Below are 806 nucleotides of genomic sequence, written 5' to 3'. Positions count from 1 at the left end.
CCGGCTGCGCGTCGGTTCGGCGCACGAGGCGGCGGGCGTGGCGGCGCAATGCGCGGCGCGCGGCATCCCACAGGTGACATTGGTGCGCGACGGGCCGGCCTTCACGTCCAACCTCCAGGCCCGGGCCCGGGCAGAGCGCTATCGCCTGCTCGCAGATTGGTGCGACGCGAACGGCACGCCGCTGCTGCTCACCGCGCACCACGCCGATGACCAGGCCGAAACCCTGCTGATGCGCCTCACCCGTGCCAGCGGCAGCGACGGCCTGGCCGGCATCCGCGCGGCGCGCCTGTTGCGGCCCGGCCTGTGGCTGGTGCGGCCGCTGCTTGGCTGCCGGAAGGCGGCGCTTGTAGATATCGCCGCCGCCGATGGCTGGCAGGTGGTGGACGATCCCGCCAACACCGATCCCCGGCATGATCGCACCGCCATGCGGGCGCTTCTGGCGGCGACGCCGGCGCTCGACGTGGACGCGCTGGCAGCAGCAGCCACGCACCTCGCGGCCGAGGCGGAGGCGCTGGACTGGACGGCGCGCACCGCCTGGGACGGGCGGGTGGAGGCCGATGGTGACGCCCTGCTGATCGACGCGCGCGGCCTGCCGGCGGCGATTGTTCATCGCCTGCTGGCGCGGGCCATCGCCGAGCTGGGTGGTTCACCGCGGGGGGGCGACATCGCCCGGCTGGCGGCGCGACTCGGGGCCGGGCAGCCCGGAACGCTGGCGGGCGTGATGGCGCGGCCCGGGCCGCGGTGGCGGCTCGAGCCGGCACCGGCGCCGCGCCAGCAGCGGCAAAACGGCCACAAGCCGGGCTGAA

General features: G+C 75.8%; 1 protein-coding gene. It reads left to right on the top strand.

What is annotated here, in order from left to right; genetic code table 11:
* Positions 1-805, top strand: an 805-nt coding sequence (gene tilS, locus GJV64_RS15030; RefSeq protein ID WP_164158324.1) for a tRNA lysidine(34) synthetase TilS, incomplete at its 5' end; no start/stop codon positions are given.
* Position 806 lies beyond the last annotated feature (1 nt).

The organism is Sandarakinorhabdus rubra, from assembly GCF_010994245.1.
Classification (GTDB): domain Bacteria; phylum Pseudomonadota; class Alphaproteobacteria; order Sphingomonadales; family Sphingomonadaceae; genus Sandarakinorhabdus; species Sandarakinorhabdus rubra.
This window is presented reverse-complemented; position numbering and strand designations above follow the sequence as displayed.